11 protein-coding genes and 1 pseudogene are annotated in these 14,219 nt (G+C 24.8%); 5 read left to right on the forward strand and 7 right to left on the reverse strand.

Annotation, left to right across the window (positions count from 1 at the left end; all coding sequences use genetic code 4):
* Window positions 1-197: 197 nt before the first annotated feature.
* Window positions 198-2,921: an alanine--tRNA ligase gene (gene alaS / locus M0D11_RS03360; RefSeq protein WP_252320087.1), complete on the reverse strand. Its 2,724-nt coding sequence runs from the start codon at window positions 2,919-2,921 to the stop codon at window positions 198-200.
* Window positions 2,922-3,436: 515 nt separating this feature from the next.
* Between alaS and M0D11_RS03365 the strand changes: the two genes are divergently transcribed.
* Both M0D11_RS03365 and M0D11_RS03370 read left to right on the forward strand, forming a co-directional pair.
* Window positions 3,437-4,226 (forward strand): IS5 family transposase gene (locus M0D11_RS03365; RefSeq protein WP_368862530.1). Its coding sequence is split into 2 segments (ribosomal slippage): window positions 3,437-3,705 and window positions 3,704-4,226, totalling 792 coding nucleotides; the frame shifts between segments, so codons are not numbered across the junction.
* Window positions 4,227-4,259: 33 nt separating this feature from the next.
* Window positions 4,260-5,255: an IS3 family transposase gene (locus M0D11_RS03370; RefSeq protein ID WP_252319878.1), complete on the forward strand. Its 996-nt coding sequence runs from the start codon at window positions 4,260-4,262 to the stop codon at window positions 5,253-5,255.
* A gap of 79 nt (window positions 5,256-5,334) precedes the next feature.
* Here the strand turns inward: M0D11_RS03370 and rbfA are convergent, their stop codons facing one another.
* The 4 genes from rbfA to nusA are packed head-to-tail and all read right to left on the reverse strand — an operon-like array spanning window position 5,335 to window position 9,036.
* Entirely contained in the window at window positions 5,335-5,694 is a 360-nt protein-coding gene (rbfA, locus tag M0D11_RS03375; protein WP_252320089.1) for a 30S ribosome-binding factor RbfA, read from the reverse strand.
* A 1-nt stretch (window position 5,695) separates the two neighbouring features.
* Window positions 5,696-7,525 carry a translation initiation factor IF-2 gene (gene infB, locus M0D11_RS03380; protein ID WP_252320091.1) on the reverse strand — a complete coding sequence of 610 codons (1,830 nt, stop codon included), beginning with the start codon at window positions 7,523-7,525 and terminating at the stop codon, window positions 5,696-5,698.
* A 27-nt stretch (window positions 7,526-7,552) separates the two neighbouring features.
* Entirely contained in the window at window positions 7,553-7,843 is a 291-nt protein-coding gene (gene rnpM, locus M0D11_RS03385) for an RNase P modulator RnpM (RefSeq protein WP_338957115.1), read from the reverse strand.
* An 11-nt stretch (window positions 7,844-7,854) separates the two neighbouring features.
* Window positions 7,855-9,036 carry a transcription termination factor NusA gene (gene nusA / locus M0D11_RS03390; protein ID WP_252320093.1) on the reverse strand — a complete coding sequence of 394 codons (1,182 nt, stop codon included), beginning with the start codon at window positions 9,034-9,036 and terminating at the stop codon, window positions 7,855-7,857.
* Window positions 9,037-9,832: 796 nt separating this feature from the next.
* Between nusA and M0D11_RS03395 the strand changes: the two genes are divergently transcribed.
* Together M0D11_RS03395 and M0D11_RS03400 are read left to right on the forward strand one after the other, a co-directional pair.
* A protein-coding gene (locus M0D11_RS03395) for an IS5 family transposase (RefSeq protein ID WP_368862531.1) occupies window positions 9,833-10,622 on the forward strand; the annotation gives its coding sequence in 2 pieces (ribosomal slippage) (window positions 9,833-10,101 and window positions 10,100-10,622; 792 coding nt in all).
* Window positions 10,623-10,638: 16 nt separating this feature from the next.
* A protein-coding gene (locus M0D11_RS03400; protein WP_438811368.1) for an IS5 family transposase occupies window positions 10,639-11,368 on the forward strand; the annotation gives its coding sequence in 2 pieces (ribosomal slippage) (window positions 10,639-10,850 and window positions 10,849-11,368; 732 coding nt in all).
* A 496-nt stretch (window positions 11,369-11,864) separates the two neighbouring features.
* Here the strand turns inward: M0D11_RS03400 and M0D11_RS03405 are convergent.
* Window positions 11,865-12,644: pseudogene (locus tag M0D11_RS03405) on the reverse strand (IS5 family transposase).
* Window positions 12,645-12,681: 37 nt separating this feature from the next.
* Window positions 12,682-12,819, reverse strand: coding sequence for a hypothetical protein (locus M0D11_RS03410; protein WP_252320095.1), 138 nt, complete (start codon window positions 12,817-12,819; stop codon window positions 12,682-12,684).
* A 462-nt stretch (window positions 12,820-13,281) separates the two neighbouring features.
* Here M0D11_RS03410 and M0D11_RS03415 point away from each other — a divergent pair, with 462 nt between their 5' ends.
* A complete protein-coding gene (locus M0D11_RS03415; RefSeq protein ID WP_252320097.1) occupies window positions 13,282-14,172 on the forward strand; it encodes a hypothetical protein in 891 nt (296 codons plus the stop codon).
* Window positions 14,173-14,219 lie beyond the last annotated feature (47 nt).

The raw sequence follows: 14,219 nt of genomic DNA on the forward strand, positions 1-14,219 counted from the left end.
TTATTAATTAAAAAAATGTATTTTTTCTAAAATTATTATCACTACTATTTTTCTATATTTCATCAATAAGAAATTATAAAAGATTATGCAATTACTGTAATAATGTTATATATGATTGTAAAACATTATTGATGTTGAACATATATTATTGTATATCATATAATATTTATATAAATTAATACATATAAGCATTAAGTTTAATATATAATTTTATTAATTTCTTTTTCTGTAATAAACTTATCAATCTTCCCTTGCGCTAAGATTGGGCTACCGCCACCCTTACCATTATATGTTTTTAATATTTTTTGTAAAATATTATTACTTTGATACTGTTTATTATTATGCAATTCTTTACTTGAAGCAACTAATACTAAATATTCTTGATTATTAATTTTATTAATAAAAATAATAATAATATTTTGATATTGATTACGATAATGTTCAATTATTTCTCTTAATGTTTTAATATCTAAATTTTCAAAATTTGCAATTAATAGTTTATAATTATTTTCATTTTTTGGAACTAAAGTTAAATATTTTTTTACTATCTTCTGACGATTTAATTCTTCAAAATTAATTTGTCATTTTTTAAATAAACTATGTAATTCTAGTAATAACATTTTTCCTTTTCTTCAATCAGCAGCTACCACTTTTAAATTATTAATAGCATCATATATTTTTTCAATTTCTTCTTGCATACGGTTATCTTTATTTTTTTGATATTGAATAAATAAACTATTGCTTTGTTCTTTAATCATCATTATTTGTTGTGTTAAGTATTCATTAATAGTTTTTAATGATGTTAAAGCATGAATTCGATAAGAACCAGATCCTTTTGATTCAACATTAGTTATTAATAACTGTTCTACTTCTTGTGAATTATAACAATGAGTACCCCCACAAAGTTCAATTGAAAAATCACCAAACTTAATTACTCGAACTTTTTCTTCATATTTTTCACCAAAAAAAGCTAAAGCTCCAATTTTGATTGCTTCTTCATATGTACAATAAATAATTTCACAAGGATATTTACCTTTAATTCATTTACTTACTTGTTGTTCTATACTTATAATTTGTTCTAAAGTTAACATTTCATAATGACTAAAATCTAATCGTAAATATTGATAATTATTAAAACTTCCAGATTGCATAACATGTAAACCTAATAATTTTCTTAAAGCAGCATGTAATAAATGAGTTCCTGAATGATTTTTTCTTGTATAAAAACGATGTGAACTATTAATTTGTGCTTCAACAATTTCTGTTTGTGTTAATTCACCTTTTACTTCCACTTGATGAATATGCTGTTTTTGTGGTCCTTGTTGTACATCAATAACAGAGGCCGTTCCATTTTCTCCTTTGATAATACCATCATCAGATGCTTGCCCCCCCTTTTCTGCATAAAAAGGTGTTTCATTTAAAATTAAATAACCTTTTTCATTTTTTAAAAATTTTACCTCATGCTCTGATTTAAACATAAAAACAATATTTGTATTTATTTGTTCTTTATCATAACCAACAAAGGTTGAAGGAACTTTTAAATTAGTTAGTAATGAAGATTGAATTGTTAATGCTTGATGATTAATTCTTACTTTTCTTGTATTATCTTTACTGTTATCCAATAACTTTTGAAAACCTTTTAAATCAACAGTCGCATTTTCTTCATTTGCAATCTCTAATGTTAATTCAATAGGATAACCATAGGTATCAAATAATTTAAAAGCCGCAGTTGCATCTACTTTTTTATTATCTTTAATAACTTGTAATAATAATTGTTTTCCTGTTATCAATGTTGTTCAAAATTTTAATTCTTCGCTTTTAATAATATTAGTTACTAAATCGACTTTTTTATGTAATTCTTGATAATGTTGACCCATAACTTTGATAATAATTGAAACTAACTTAAACAAAAATGGTTCATTAATATTAAGTTTTTGTCCATATACAACAGCTCTTCTAATCAATCTTCGTAATACATAACCACGATCTTTATTACTAGGAAAAACACCATCACTAATTGCAAAAACTAAGCAACGAATATGATCAGCAATAATTTTAAATGCAGTATTAATAGTTTTTTGCTTAATCTCTTGTGTAAAATAATTATTAATATCATAACGAAAATTTGTCAATTTTTCACATTCATGAATAATATTTTGAAATAAATCAGTATCAAAGTTAGTTGGCACATCTTGTAAAATTGCTACTAGTCTTTCTAATCCTGCACCAGTATCAATATTTTTTCTTGGTAAATCAGTATAATTATTTTTGCCATCATTATTAAATTGTGAAAAAACAATATTTCAAATTTCAATATAACGATCATTTTCAATATCATCTTTTAATAATTTAATACCAATATTTTTAGGATCATATTTAATACCACGATCATAATAAATTTCAGTATTAGGACCACAAGGACCTTGACCCATATCTCAAAAGTTAGTAGATCTTGTACCTTTAATAATACGTTCTTTTGGTAATTTAATAATATTTAATCATAAATTATATGTTTCTTCATCTTCATTAAAAACTGTTACATATAATAAATTAGCATCTAAATTTAATCACTTTTTACTAGTTAAAAATTCTCATCCTCAAACAATAGCTTCTTTTTTAAAATAATCACCAATTGAAAAATTACCTAACATTTCAAAAAAAGTTTGATGTCTTGCTGTAATACCAATATTTTCAATATCATTAGTTCTAATTGCTTTTTGTGAATTTGCTAATCTTTTAGCAATTGGGGTTTGTCGTCCATCAAAATATGGTTTTAATGTAGCAACTCCAGAATTAATCCACAATAGTGAAGGATCATCATTTGGAACAAGTGATGCACTTTCTAAAATGTGATGATCATAACTTTTAAAAAAATTTAATCAAGTTGTTCTAACTTTATCTGTTGTTCATTTTATTGACATAATAATTTCTCCTCAAAATAATAAAAATTCCTATCAAAATAGGAACGTTTTTTAACGCGGTACCATCCTAATTCACTTACAAAGTAAATGCACTTAATTAATGATTAAAATTGTTAAATTAGGAGCTTCTAATTAATAATGGTTAAGTGCTTACACTATTCACTCTCGCTGAAAACTAATTATTATTAATTATACTTATCTAATTTAGATTAATATAAATATTAATTTCAATTTTAATATTAACCATAAATATTAGTTATTACAAGCAAAAAGATAAAATTATGAAATATTTTTATAAATTAAAAAGAAAAAAAATATTAATTATTAACTTTATAGAATAAAAATTACAAGAAAGATTTTTTCTATTTAATCAAAAATATAATTTAACTGGTATTTTTTTTATTGTATATTCATTTTTTCAGATATAAACTTTAGTTAAGATTTGCTTAGAACCTGTTTGGAATCTTTTATAAAATAACGTAAAATGACTATATATTTTAAGATAAGGGGTATATATGCATAAAAATTATCCAAGTCATGTTACTAAAGAACAATTTGAGAACATAAGATCAATTTTAGAAAATAGCAAAAAGAAAACAAAACCAAGAAATTTAGATTTATATGAAGTATTTTGTGCAGTTTTATATGTATTAAAAAGTGGATGTCAATGAAGAATGTTACCAAAAAATTTTCCAAAATGACAAACTGTATATTATTATTTTCAAATTTGAAGTAAAAATAGTGATAAAGAACCTAGCACTTGACAAGTAATTTTAAAAAAAATTAGTTAGAAAAGTTCGTATCAATAATGGTAGAAAAGAACAAACTAGTTTTTGTATAATTGATTCACAAAGTGTTAAGAACACAGATACTGCTAAAAATAAAGGTTATGATGCTGGTAAAAAAATTTCAGGAATAAAGCGTCATATTGCTGTTGATTCTCAAGGCTTACCACATGCAATTTACATAACCACAGCAGAAAAAACAGATCGTAACAGTGCTATAATAATGATTGAAAATGAAAAAGAAAATTTATCTAAAGTTCAAAAAATACTAGTAGATGCTGGTTATACTGGTGAAAAATTTGCTTTTAAAATCAAAACAATCATAAATGCAAATGTTGAAGTTATCAAACGTAATGAATTACATTCTTTTGTATTATTGCCAAAAAGATGAGTTGTAGAACGAAGTTTTGCATGATTAGAAAAATACAGAAGATTATGAAAAAATTGTGAAAGAAAATTAAATACTAGCTTACAAATGGTTGTTCTTTCCTTTATTTCAATTTTATTAAAAAGATCCTAAACAGGTTCTTATATAATTAACACTAATTTTGACATGAAAGGATTTTTATTAATGGATAAAATTAAACAAATAGAATTATTTATTAGAAAATTAAATATTAATCAAAAAATTAAAATTATTGATCATTGCAAGAATCAATATTCGATTAGACATCTTTCTCAATATCTTCAATTAAACAGATCAACATATTACTTTTTAAAAAACAAACAAAAACCTATTAAAAAAGAAATAAATCACCTTGATCATTGTAACCATAAATATCAAAAATTATGCAAATTTTTAATTGAATTTCATTCTACAAGAAAAGGTAGAATTTATGGATATTTACGAATTTTTTCAGCATTTAAAGAATGATTAAAACAAGAAAAAAACATTCACTTAAATATAGAATTATCAACAAAACAAATGCGAAAAATTATGAAAGATCACAACATCCAAGGTTTAAAACAAACTAAAAATAATAATAGTAAAAATAAAAAGACTGCACATAAATGAATACCTACAATGGATAAAGTCAACAAAAATTATAAAATCACAACTTCTTCTAATCAAATTTGATCAATGGATACTAAACAAATCAATACTAAAGAAGGCTGATTATACCTTTTGGTAATTATTGATTTTTATTCAAATAATGTTGTTAGTTATAATACTGCTTCTAATAAATCATATAAAGATTTAATAAAACCTGCTCTTGAAAAAATAACACAACAATTTTCTTTAAAACAAATCAAAAGCGTTATTTTACATTCAGATAATGCTGCTGAATTTTATTGCCAAGACATATCCAACTGAACTATTGACAAACAAATAATCTTAAGCAAAAAGCAACCTTATGATATTGGCGGTAATGTTCTATCAGAAAACTGATTCTCACATTTATCTCAAGAATGATTACCCAAAGGTTCAAACCAATATTTAACAATCAATGAAGCTATAAATGATGTAAATCAATATGTTATGTTTTATAATTATGAAAGAATACATTCTAAATTTCTAAAACCACCAATTTTACAAATTAAAATTTAGAAAAAAAGTATGAAAGTGGTCCAGTAATTAGGGCCAACCACCAATTAAAATGAGATTATAAATCTCATTTTAATTCTTTTTATTCATTTGAAGAATTATTATTTTTGATATTTTTTAATATTTCTTCAATGTTTTTAACTCTAGTGTTGGTATTATCATATTTAAAGCGTAATTCTGGAACTTTATATTTATTACTTGTTTTGGCAAGTGCGCTTCGACAAAAACCTTTCGCTTTTTCTAAAGCATTACTAATGGTTTTAATATCTAAATTATCTAAGTAAACTGTTCAATAAATGGTAGCATAACTGTTATCTTTTGTTATTTTTACATTAGTAATAGTGATATCTTTGAAAAGAATATTTTTTGATTCTTTTTTTAATATATTAGTAATTTCTTTTTTTAAGAAACTTTCTTGTTGTTCAAATTTAATGATAGACATCCTATTTTGTCTCCACTTCTTCTACTAAATATGATTCAATAATATCATTTTCTTTTAAGTCATTAAAATTTTTAATAGTAATACCGCATTGAGTTTCTTTTTTAGCAATTTTTAAATCATTTTTTTCATGTTTTAAACCACTGATTTCACCGTTATAAATAACAACATCATCACGAATGATATGAACTTTGCTATTACGTTGAATGAAACCATTAATGACAACACAACCAGCAATTGTTCCTACTTTTGAAAAATGAAAAGTTTTAATAACTCGTGCTTGACCAAGAATTTTATCTTCATAAGTTGGTTCTAATAAACCTTTAGCAGCCAATTCTAATTCTTCAGTTATTTTATAAATGATATTATGTAATCTAATTTCAACACCGGCATTGTTAGCAGCTTCACGAATAACATGATTGGGACGAACATTGAAACCATAAATAATACTTCCTGAAGTTTGAGCAAGTTTAATATCTGATTCACTAATACCACCAATAGTTGCTCTAATAAACTTAACAGTAATATCATTAACATTAATTTTATTTACTGCTTGAACGATTGCTTGCACTGAACCTTGAGTATCTGCTCGTAAAATAACATTAATTTGTTTTAATTCACCTGTAGCAACATCTTGTGTTAAATTACCTAAACTAATTTGTCGATTATTTCTAATTTTATTTGTTTCTTCTGTTTGTCGTACTAGTGCTACTTTTCTTGCTAATTTATCATCATTAAAAACAATAAAAGATTCACCAGGAGTAGGGGCTGTTTCAAATCCTAAAACTTGAACAGGCATTGAAGGTCCAGCTTTAGTAATTATTTTACCAGTATCATTAATAAGGCGTTTAATTTTTCCTTTAACGCTACCCGCAACTACAATATCAGTAACTTTTAGTGTTCCACCTTGTATTAATAAAGTACAAATTGAACCAACATTTTTATCATGATGAGATTCGATAACAGTTCCATTAGCAAAACGATTTGGATTAGCATTTAGTTCTTTTAATTCAGCAATTACTAATATGGCTTCTAATAATTCATCAATTCCTTGATTTTTTAAAGCACTACCATAAACAAAAATAGTATCGCCACCTCATTCTTCACTAGTTAAATCACAATTAGCTAGTTCATTCATAATGCGATCAGTATTAACATTTGGTTTATCCATTTTATTAACAAAAACAATAATTGAAACACCAGCTACTTTTGCATGGTCAATTGCTTCACGAGTTTGTGGCATCACACCATCATTACCAGCAACTACTAGAACAACAATATCAGTAATTTTAGAACCACGTGAACGCATTTCAGTAAATGCTTCATGACCTGGGGTATCAATAAAAGTAATTAATTTATTATTAGTTTTAATTTGATAAGCACCAATATGTTGAGTAATACCACCGTGTTCTTGATTAGTAACTTTAGAATTACGGATAGTATCTAATAGTGTTGTTTTTCCATGATCAACATGGCCCATAATTGTAACAACAGGTGGTCGAGTTACTAAATTTTTTTTATCATCTTCGAGATTAATATTTTCTAATAAGTTTTCATATGTTACCACTTTAGCTTTTTCAAAATCAATATTTCATTCCAAACAAAGTTCAAGCATTAATTCTTGAGTTAATATTTGATTTTGATTAAATAGTTTGCCTTGTTTCATGAAGTATTTAATAATGTCAGTTACTGGATGATGCAATGCTTTAGCAAATTCTGAAATAGTTAAAGGTTCGTTATATAAAAATACTCCTTTTTCATTAATTTGAGATGTTTTTTGTTTTAGTTGTTGATTAATATTTTGTGTTTGTTGAGATATTCGTTTTTTTGCCATTTGCATCCCGCCTTTCGCTTGGGAAAATTAATCTCAATTTTTTTTAATTTCATTAATTAGTTGTTCATAAAATTCATTTGGAATTTTTGTTTTTAATGCTCTTTCTAATGCCTTATTTTTAATAAGCAAAGGTATTAATTCAAGTTTAGGTTGGATGTAGGCACCTCGACCATTTTGTTTGCCAGTTTTATCAATGAATAATTGTCCTTCTTTATTAATAACAATTCTAATTAATTCACGTTTAGGTAAAATAGTATTTGTAACTATACATTTACGCATTGGTATTTTTTTACGTTGAATTAAAGGTATTTTATTCATAACGACCTACTTTATTGTTTATTGATTTTTATTTTTTCATTGTGTTTTTTTAATAATTCAGATATAAACTTTTCATATTCACTTTCTTTAATATTACCATTTCAAGTAAATTTAATATTATTTTCATTTGCTTGTTCTAATGAAGTAATATTAATATTTCAGTGAGTTACACCGGCAACTAATTTAGCAGCCATACCATTTTTACCAATAGCTAATGATAATTGTTCAGTAGGAACAATAATATTTGCTTGTTTTTCTTCTTCATTAATATCAATTGAAATAACTTTAGCTGGTGTTAAAGCGTTAATTATATATTCTTTTATATTAGGATTTCAGGCAATAATGTCAATTTTTTCGCCACTTAATTCTTGCGTAATTAATTTTGTTCTTTCGCCTTTTGGACCAATACATGCACCAATACCATCAATGCTTGGATCATGACTAACAATTGCAACCTTAGCTCTAATTCCAGGAATACGAGCAATATCTTTAACTTCGATTACACCTTGTGCTATTTCAGGAACTTCTAATTCTAGTAAACAACGTAAAAAATTAACGTGAGTTCTTGATGCTAAAATTTGACCATAGTTTTTATTTTTAATAATATCTTCAACATAAAATTTGATGTAAGTATTATTAGCGATTGGTTTATTTTTTGGTAAGATCTCACTAGGGATTTGATTTTGTTTTGGTAAGAAAGCATAGGCTCTACCAATTTTAATTAACATATAAGTTTCTTCAACGCTTTCAATAGTACCAATTAATATGTGATCTTTTTTATCAATAAATTCATCATAAATTGATGTTTTTTCTGCTTCACGAATTGATTGTTTCACTACTTGAATAGCTTTAAAAATTGATAAACGAGAGAATTGATCACTAGGAATTATTTGCGTATATGTATCACCAATTGTTAAGCCGGGATTCTTTGTTTTAATAGTTGAAAGTGCAATTTCTAATTCAGGATCTTCAACTTTTGGAACAACAATTAAATCCTTTAAAATTTTAATAGTACCTTTATTTTGATCAATTTCAATTCTGATATTTGTACTATCATCACAATGACTTTGATATTCATATGCTTTTTTTAGTCCTTCTTTTAAAGCTTCAATGATATCTTCTTTTGCTATTTGTTTTTCTTCAGCAATTTCATTTATGGCATTTAAAATGATTTGACTAATTTCTTTGTCCACTTTTTCTCCTCCTTGTTTTTTATAAACATTGTTGTTTATTATTTAATAGTATTTGAAATAGATTTATTTCAAAATGAAAATATACTTAAATAAAAAAATAAAATATATTACACTAGAAATAATAAAGACAGCTGGTAGCTGTCTTGCTATAATTCTAATTCATTGTTCATTATACAATATTATTAATTTGAAAACAATAGAAATTTATTAAATGATAGAGTTTTATTATCGTAGATTATATTGTATAAATATCTTTCATTATATTAATGGTAATTTTCAAGTTTTAAACTGATTAAATATAATTATTTATATAGTAGTAATTGTTTTTGTTCTATTATCATTGAAAGATATAACATTCATTTTAAAGTTTCTATTTTTTAAAATCAATGGGAACTAAATTGCTTTTCAATACTAATTTGTTCTTATATTGATATCAATATCGTATATATTCTGCTTTTAAAATTAAGTATTAGTAATTTTACTAACTAAATAAAAGTAATTAATTACAAGTTAAGTTAAAAATTAATTATTTATATATGAAATAAATCTGAAATAAAATTTTAAAAAATTAAATATTTAATAAATCTAAGATAATAAGAAGGTTTTCTCTAAGAACCTGTTTGGAATCTTTTATAAAATAACGTAAAATGACTATATATTTTAAGATAAGGGGTATATATGCATAAAAATTATCCAAGTCATGTTACTAAAGAACAATTTGAGAACATAAGAACCTGTTTGGAATCTTTTATAAAATAACGTAAAATGACTATATATTTTAAGATAAGGGGTATATATGCATAAAAATTATCCAAGTCATGTTACTAAAGAACAATTTGAGAACATAAGATCAATTTTAGAAAATAGCAAAAAGAAAACAAAACCAAGAAATTTAGATTTATATGAAGTATTTTGTGCAGTTTTATATGTATTAAAAAGTGGATGTCAATGAAGAATGTTACCAAAAAATTTTCCAAAATGACAAACTGTATATTATTATTTTCAAATTTGAAGTAAAAATAGTGATAAAGAACCTAGCACTTGACAAGTAATTTTAAAAAAAATTAGTTAGAAAAGTTCGTATCAATAATGGTAGAAAAGAACAAACTAGTTTTTGTATAATTGATTCACAAAGTGTTAAGAACACAGATACTGCTAAAAATAAAGGTTATGATGCTGGTAAAAAAATTTCAGGAATAAAGCGTCATATTGCTGTTGATTCTCAAGGCTTACCACATGCAATTTACATAACCACAGCAGAAAAAACAGATCGTAACAGTGCTATAATAATGATTGAAAATGAAAAAGAAAATTTATCTAAAGTTCAAAAAATACTAGTAGATGCTGGTTATACTGGTGAAAAATTTGCTTTTAAAATCAAAACAATCATAAATGCAAATGTTGAAGTTATCAAACGTAATGAATTACATTCTTTTGTATTATTGCCAAAAAGATGAGTTGTAGAACGAAGTTTTGCATGATTAGAAAAATGCAGAAGATTATGAAAAAATTGTGAAAGAAAATTAAATACTAGCTTACAAATGGTTGTTCTTTCCTTTATTTCAATTTTATTAAAAAGATCCTAAACAGGTTCTAAGATCAATTTTAGAAAATAGCAAAAAGAAAACAAAACCAAGAAATTTAGATTTATATGAAGTATTTTGTGCAGTTTTATATGTATTAAAAAGTGGATGTCAATGAAGAATGTTACCAAAAAATTTTCCAAAATGACAAACTGTATATTATTATTTTCAAATTTGAAGTAAAATAGTGATAAAGAACCTAGCATCTTCGACGTGCACCTTAAAAAAATTGCCAGAAAGTTCGTATCAATAATGGTAGAAAAGAACAAACTAGTTTTTGTATAATTGATTCACAAAGTGTTAAGAACACAGATACTGCTAAAAATAAAGGTTATGATGCTGGTAAAAAAATTTCAGGAATAAAGCGTCATATTGCTGTTGATTCTCAAGGCTTACCACATGCAATTTACATAACCACAGCAGAAAAAACAGATCGTAACAGTGCTATAATAATGATTGAAAATGAAAAAGAAAATTTATCTAAAGTTCAAAAAATACTAGTAGATGCTGGTTATACTGGTGAAAAATTTGCTTTTAAAATCAAAACAATCATAAATGCAAATGTTGAAGTTATCAAACGTAATGAATTACATTCTTTTGTATTATTGCCAAAAAGATGAGTTGTAGAACGAAGTTTTGCATGATTAGAAAAATGCAGAAGATTATGAAAAAATTGTGAAAGAAAATTAAATACTAGCTTACAAATGGTTGTTCTTTCCTTTATTTCAATTTTATTAAAAAGATCCTAAACAGGTTCTAATATTTTTCTTTTCCTCATGTGAAAAAATAGAATTTATTGAGTCTTTTATATATCATAAAATAGGTCTTTCTCAAGGTTTCATTGATTAGTTCCAAGAGGACTTAAAAAAATATGAAATATTGTACAAAGAACAAATAATATTAAAAATTTTTGTAATAATATTATTTTATTTAAAATTTCTTTCATTTTTTTAGGATTTTGCTTAATTAAAATTTCTCAAATATAATTAGTTGAATATATACTTTCATTTCCATGTAAAAATGTTGAAAAAACTTTGATCATCTTTAAATCTTTTCTTATAATATTTAATATATAAAATACATTATCAATTGATTCAATATCAGTTTTAAACCTCTTCATCAAAACTAATATTTTTGAACATTTATTTCGACTTCTTCCACAAGTACATGTGGGGAGAAGTCCGTAATGTTTTTATTAAATTCTTTAATATCCATAAACATGATGAATGGATTGTAAGAACCTGTTTAGGATCTTTTTAATAAAATTGAAATAAAGGAAAGAACAACCATTTGTAAGCTAGTATTTAATTTTCTTTCACAATTTTTTCATAATCTTCTGCATTTTTCTAATCATGCAAAACTTCGTTCTACAACTCATCTTTTTGGCAATAATACAAAAGAATGTAATTCATTACGTTTGATAACTTCAACATTTGTATTTATGATTGTTTTGATTTTAAAAGCAAATTTTTTCACCAGTATAACCAGCATCTACTAGTATTTTTTGAACTTTAGATAAATTTTCTTTTCATTTTCAATCATTATTATAGCACTGTTACGATCTGTTTTTTTCTGCTGTGGTTATGTAAATTGCATGTGGTAAGCCTTGAGAATCAACAGCAATATGACGCTTTATTCCTGAAATTTTTACCAGCATCATAACCTTATTTTTAGCAGGTATCTGTGTTCTTAACACTTGTGAATCAATTATACAAAACTAGTTTGTTCTTTTCACCATTATTGATACGAACTTTTCCAACTAATTTTTTTAAAACACTTGTCAAGTGCTAGGTTCTTTATCACTATTTTTACTTCAAATTTGAAAATAATAATATACAGTTTGTCATTTTGGAAAATTTTTTGCAATATTCTTCATTGACATCCACTTTTAATACATATAAAACTGCACAAAATACTTCATATAAATCTAAATTTTGGTTTTGTTTTCTTTTTGCTATTTTCTAAAATTGATCTTATGTTCTCAAATTGTTCTTTAGTAACATGACTTGGATAATTTTTATGCATATATACCCCTTATCTTAAAATATATAGTCATTTTACGTTATTTTATAAAAGATTCCAAACAGGTTCTAATATCTTCATAATGCAAAATATATTTTTTAACTTTGGGTTCAAGAACTTTTTCAATTAATTTTATAAAATTAATTAATGATTTAAATTCATTATATTTTTCATTCATTTTATTATTTTTTCCTTATCTTTTATATTAAAAACTATCTTAACATTAATAATGTTAACATATTTTCAAAGTAAAAAAAATATCAATTAACAGAGGTTAACTAACTGAAGATTGATTTGTATAGATGAATACTTTAAGTTCATTATGAATAGCGTTAAAATATTAGGTTTTTTTATCTTAATTTTTAAATATAAAAAAACCTGAAAAATTTTCAGGTCTTTTTACATTATATTACTCAATAATCTTGGAAGTACTGTAGAGTATATATAAAAAATAATAAGAATGTTCAGTTAATGAACAATTTAATCCTAACATTTTTGAAATTATTTTCTTAAAAAAATCAAAATAACACTTAATAATGAAAAATATTATAAAAAGAGCACCAAATAAAAAAGAATGTATAATTAAGGGCAGAAAATAGTTTATATTTTTCAGAAAAATTATCTAAGGGGGAAAAACAATATGAGAAACATGAAAACATTACTACGACTAATGGGTGCTGCTGCTTTAACAACAGTTGCAGCAAGTTCGGTTGTTGCATGTAGAACTCAAACAAAAGCGCCAGCATTGAATGGCAAATATGCAACATTACTAGGATGATATAGTAATGAAAATACAAGTTTAATTAATCAAGAATTAAAAAAGGATGATACTGCTGGTAAAGAAAGTTATTCAATTTCTGTTCCTGCTGCTGATAATACAAAAATTACAGCAACTAAATTTAACGAAAAATTATTAAAAGCAGGTACTGGTGCTGATTCTGATAAATTTCAAGCAGTAAGTGATGATGCTGCAGCCTTTTTAAAGGATTTAGGATTTACACCTGATAGCAAGAAGTTTTATTCAGCTGATGATGTTAAAAAGATTACTGCTTTATCTGCAAAAGTTGAAAGTACTGAAGCAGGTAAAATTGAAGCTGCTGGTACAACTGATTTTAAAGTTGAAGCTGGTACTTGTCAAATTAATATTATGGATAAGGCAACTGGAGATGATGCCAAATCTGTAAAAAAATATACTATTAATACTCTTAAGAAAGATGCATTAGGTGTTCCTGCTGCAGTATATACGCTTGTAGAATTAGCAAAATTGGATTTAACTAAAGCTAACGGATTTGAACAAGGCAAAGATGTACTTAAGTCTTTACCTTGAAAAGCTGCTAATTCTAAAGAAAAAAATCTATATAATTCTTTAGTTAATTTATTTAGCAAAGATAAAGTATCATTAGTTTGAACTTCTGATGATCAAGGTCAAACAGTGGTACCTAAGTATACAGATCAAAAAGTATACTTAACCGTAAAATTTGGAGAAGTAAAAGTTACAAATACTCTAGATTTTGGAACTCCACAAGCTTAAATATATTTTAAAAGATTGCAATTGCAATCTTTTTTAATTTATATTCT

The organism is Spiroplasma endosymbiont of Lariophagus distinguendus, assembly GCF_023846195.1.
In the GTDB taxonomy this organism is placed as follows: Bacteria; Bacillota_I; Bacilli_A; order Mycoplasmatales; family VBWQ01; genus Spiroplasma_E.